This window comes from Sulfuricurvum sp. (genome assembly GCF_049305995.1).
In the GTDB taxonomy this organism is placed as follows: Bacteria; Campylobacterota; Campylobacteria; order Campylobacterales; family Sulfurimonadaceae; genus Sulfuricurvum.
Genome location: NZ_JBAQPS010000326.1, coordinates 1 through 4476, shown reverse-complemented (window position 1 = coordinate 4476; position 4476 = coordinate 1). Strand labels below are relative to the sequence as shown.

The 4476-nt window shown below is 40.9% G+C and carries 4 protein-coding genes; 3 read left to right on the top strand and 1 reads right to left on the bottom strand.

The features are described 5' to 3' along the window. The 3 genes from WA010_RS11170 to WA010_RS11160 form a co-directional block, all read left to right on the top strand. A partial coding sequence (locus WA010_RS11170) for a polysaccharide deacetylase family protein (RefSeq protein ID WP_422557194.1) occupies positions 1-696 on the top strand: 696 nt, incomplete at its 5' end. Between the two features lie 105 nt (positions 697-801). Then, positions 802-1971 (top strand): hypothetical protein, encoded by a 1170-nt coding sequence (locus tag WA010_RS11165; RefSeq protein ID WP_422557193.1) that lies wholly within the window; start codon positions 802-804, stop codon positions 1969-1971. Positions 1972-1981: 10 nt separating this feature from the next. Next, on the top strand, positions 1982-2542 hold the full coding sequence (locus tag WA010_RS11160; RefSeq protein WP_422557192.1) for a hypothetical protein: 561 nt from the start codon (positions 1982-1984) through the stop codon (positions 2540-2542). Positions 2543-2595: 53 nt separating this feature from the next. Here WA010_RS11160 and WA010_RS11155 read toward each other — a convergent pair whose 3' ends face one another. Continuing rightward, positions 2596-4248, bottom strand: a complete 1653-nt coding sequence (locus tag WA010_RS11155) for a YcaO-like family protein (RefSeq protein ID WP_422557191.1) — start codon at positions 4246-4248, stop codon at positions 2596-2598. Positions 4249-4476 lie beyond the last annotated feature (228 nt).

Sequence of the window (4476 nt, the reverse complement as noted above, 5' to 3'; positions counted from 1 at the left end):
TATTTGGATACGAACCTCACACACTTTTTACACCAATGGCGAAATACTACAACGGCTCCAATTGCTAAAGGAAATTACACCCATATCTATTTAAGTGCAAATTCATACCAAGATAAAAAGCTTGCTTTGACTTTTGATGATTCTCCGGATGAAAACAATACAGGAAAAATTTTAGATATTTTAAAACACTATAACATAACTGCTAATTTCTTCATGATTGGTTCCACTATGACAGATTATAATGCCACAGTAACCAAACGAGCATTTGATGAGGGACATTTGGTTTTGAATCACAGTTTTAACCACCCTCACTTTACTAAAATAGATCCTGAAAAAATCATCTATGAACTTAATGCAACATCCAAAAGAATTGAAAATATTACGGGAAAATATCCTCTCTTTTTCCGTCCGCCTTATGGTTCAATTAATCAGAATGTGATGGATACAATCACTACACAAGGATATACTACGATTCTTTGGTCTCTCGATTCTCTTGATTGGGCACTAAAAGATAAAGATGCTATCACAAAGAATGTCATTAACCACGTCCGCAATGGTGATATCATTCTAATGCATAGCGGTCTCTCCAATCATGCAAGTGTCGAAGCACTTCCTAAAATCATAGAAAAGCTTCAGAATCAAGGATATCTATTTGTACGACTCGATGATATGCTTGCGATCAAAGCATACAGGTAAATACAGTATCTTTACGCTATAATGTTGCTACCATTCGCGCTCATGTGACAGAGACTGCTTCATGTTTCCCCCCTCTTGAATGAGGCAAAACCCTAAGGACTTATTATGTCATCAACCATTAAACGCCAAAACCATCGTATTCACCCATGTAACCAACTTCAAAAAAATGAACTTGTTCAATTTCTTATCGAACGCAACAGCGGGAAAAAAATTTTAATCATTACTTCAGATGATGCGTCATTTCTAACAAATACTTTTACAGGAGATAATCTTATCCTACTCAGTGATGCAGAGTTGGCAAAAACTCCTGATTTACGCTGTGAAGTGCTTATCAGCTACGATCTTCCCGAAAAAGCAATCGTCTATATGTCACGATTTGCTCGTGCATCTGAATACGCTCTTATCACCCTCGATGCAGAAGATCAAAAACGACTCTACCCTATCGAACTGCTCAATGGACGAACTATCGTCCAAGAGGTAGTTAAAGGGTTCGAACCCGATTTCGGAATTGCCGTAGACAATCAGCAAAAAGCCGAAGCAAAAGCACGCCGTGCCGAGCGCGAAGCTCGTGATGCTCAGGACCCAAGAAATCGTGATAAAAAACCGGTTCGTGATACCCGTCCAGAGCGTAAACGTGACGATGCACCGCGCAGTGATCGACGTCCTGCACGCGGAGAGGATGATGGTTTCAGCGCCAAAAAACAGCATAACAGCAAACCGCGTTTCGTAGGCAAAGATGAAAATGGGAAACCGATCTTCGAAGGGAAAACGCGCGAGCGTAACCACTACATCGACGGTACACCGCGTACCGATGCTGAAAAAGCGGCCCGAACGCCTTATAGCAGCAAACCGAAATTTTTCGGTGATAAAGAAAAAAGCTCGGATGATCGTAAACCATCCGATCGAGAGAAAAAACCATATGGAGATAAGAAACCGTTTGGGGAGAAGAAGCCTTATGGAGATAAAAAACCATTTGGTGAGAAAAAACCATACGGAGATAAGAAAGAATTTGGGGACAAAAAACCGTACGGCGAGAAAAAACCTTACGGTGACAAACCCGCTTTCGGAGAAAAAAAGCCTTACGATAAAGATGGTAAAAAATCCTATGGCGACAAGAAGCCGTTTGGAGATAAAAAGCCCTACGGCGATAAAAAACCATATAGTGATAAGAAGCCCTATGGTGATCGAAAGCCCTCCGACGCACCTGCGACACCAAAACGTGCTCCACGCCGAATAGACGTTAAATCATTCAAATCACCGAAAGATAGTGAATAAGAGAAAACCTATGGCCATTATCTCAATCGCATCGACCAAAGGGGGAGTCGGTAAAACCTCCCTCGCTTTTTCTCTCGCCAAAGACCTGCGCTATCGTTATGCTACCAACGATATGTCGATTGTATTGACCAAATATAAAAATGCTCGCTATTATCCAAATAAAATCCCTCTCTATCCCGATACCGTCTATGATTTTGGTGGATTTGAAAATCCTCATGCGAATGAGATTTTGAGAGAATCAGACATCATTATCCTCCCCACGACGAACGATCTCAACTCAATTATGAAAAGTTTGGTATTTATAAAAGCATTTCGGGAAAAAACGATCCTCGTATTCGCCAATATGCTCGAAAATCCGAATGACGCTGTAATGATTAAAGAGAAGATACATGAACATTTCCCCAATCTCGCCTTTACTTATCTACGCCGAACGAAACTGCTTAAAAATGCGCTAGAAAGTGGGATGAGTGCTACTGAACTCTACGAGAGCACCAATCACACCCAACATCTGTACAAACAAGCATATGGAGAATATTCGAAGATTTTGAAACTTTTTAGTGAAGAGAACTAGCTCGTTATTCCCAACTCGATCAGAAATCCAATTTTTTGGGATGCTTCCTCGGGTCACGCCTGAAGAACTTGTGCCCTTTGGGTATGACAGGCAATAGTCTCTTTTTTCACTTCCAATCGATCGTACATTGCGAGCATATTGCGATAATCAGCGTGCAGTATAGTATTCACTAAAAATTGTTCCCCACTCACAATGCCTACCGCCCTCTCAACTCTCTCCATAGTATAAAGATCATACAGAGCTTGTCGGTATTCGCTAAACTCTAATCCTAACTCCGCCATTTGAATCAACTCGACAATCAGAACACTCATCGTATTGGTACTAAATTCCAAATAACTGACGGCCTCTTCGATATTTCCGAGCATCAAATGCATCTGCGCTTTGAGTTCTCCGATCGTAAAATTCTCTTCGAAAATCACCCCTATAAATTTTTCCACATTCAGATGATCTTCGAGAGCTTCGATCTCGTCCAACACTGTTTCAGGATCGTACTCGGCAAAATTTAAAATCACTTCACGATACATTTTCCCTCGATTACGGTTGTTATAGACCAAATCATCGATTGGGTACACCTCAGAGACTCCGGGGATAACCATCTGGCAGGAGTAAAAATCCAGATAATTGTAATCACGGATATAAATATCTCTCCCCATAGAGGTAAAAATTGCACTGAGATAGGCGAACTCTTCTGCGGTACTATTTCCACTGTATCCCCACGGTGAGAGTTCAAAACTCTTTTTAGCGCTTAGAAACTGTATCCCCATCTTGCCGTTGGAATCGATAAAATGTGATTCGATATTAAAGCTCTCAGAAACGATCGACATATCAAACGTCGGTACTTCAAAACTCTCTAGATTCTCCAACCCCCGTCCTTGCATCAGCTCGGTCATTGTCCGCTCCAGCGAGACTTCGAGGATCGGATGCGCACCGAACGAGACGAACAGTGTTGCGTTTGCAGGATTGATAAATGAGATCGCCGTAACGGGATATTTACCCCCCAATGACGCATCCAAAACATGAACAATGTACCCAAGTTCGCGAAGCTTTACTAAATCGCTGTAGAGACGCTCGAACTGCGCTAAAAACTCATCGCCGTAATGAGGCAGTGCATACCCCTCTTTAATAATTTCTATTTTGGCATATCTCTCTAAAATCTCGCTCATTGCCTGCACTTGCGCCTCTTGCGCCGTGTTCCCCGTTGCAAGCCCGTTACTGACGTAGAGATTGCTGAGTATATTGATCGGAAAATAGACGTTCTCATCGCTTTTTAGCTTTTTAAAGGGAAGTGAGACGATTTTATCTTCGATATCACTATTAAAATCGAGAAGTTCATCCTGACTTAGTTCACCGGAGGGATCATACAGTTCCATCAATTCAGGAGTCAAATATCCCCCTTCGAAATCAAACTCTACCTCATCAGGATAATATTTTCGCTCAGGTAGATGAAAATCGATAAAAAAGTTGTTGGTTTGGAGCCGCTCGATATACTCCCCTAGAGCACTTGCCATAGAAGCCTCTGAATAGATCCCTTTACCGTTAGAGTAAATGTGTTTTGGTGCTTCGAGCGAGGCGAGATTGACCGAATAGCAGTGACCCAGAGGGTGCTTTTCATGCGAATAAACAACTGCGCACTCCATGTCACGTAATACACTCTCCATTTTTTGGATAGATTCTTCTAGCGGAGCATTTTTAGAGGCTAAATTCATATTGGTTCACTTCAGATAAATTGTCGATAAGTATAGCTAAAAGAGTTAATAAATTATTGCCTTATCTACGTTAAGATATCAGTATTATTTAAATAAATTGAGGTTACTGTGATAGAAATGTTATTGGGATTAAATTTATTCTTACTCTTTATAATGATTGGTTTATTTATAATATGGATATGGGCGATGATTGATATCATTACCTCAAAATTTAATGAAGATATAATG

Bases quoted from the DNA above. Each gene is read 5' to 3' on its own strand.
- WA010_RS11165 (WP_422557193.1), top strand. From the start codon at position 802: ATGTCATCAACCATTAAACGCCAAAACCATCGTATTCACCCATGTAAC.
- WA010_RS11160 (WP_422557192.1), top strand. From the start codon at position 1,982: ATGGCCATTATCTCAATCGCATCGACCAAAGGGGGAGTCGGTAAAACC.
- WA010_RS11155 (WP_422557191.1), bottom strand. From the start codon at position 4,248: ATGAATTTAGCCTCTAAAAATGCTCCGCTAGAAGAATCTATCCAAAAA.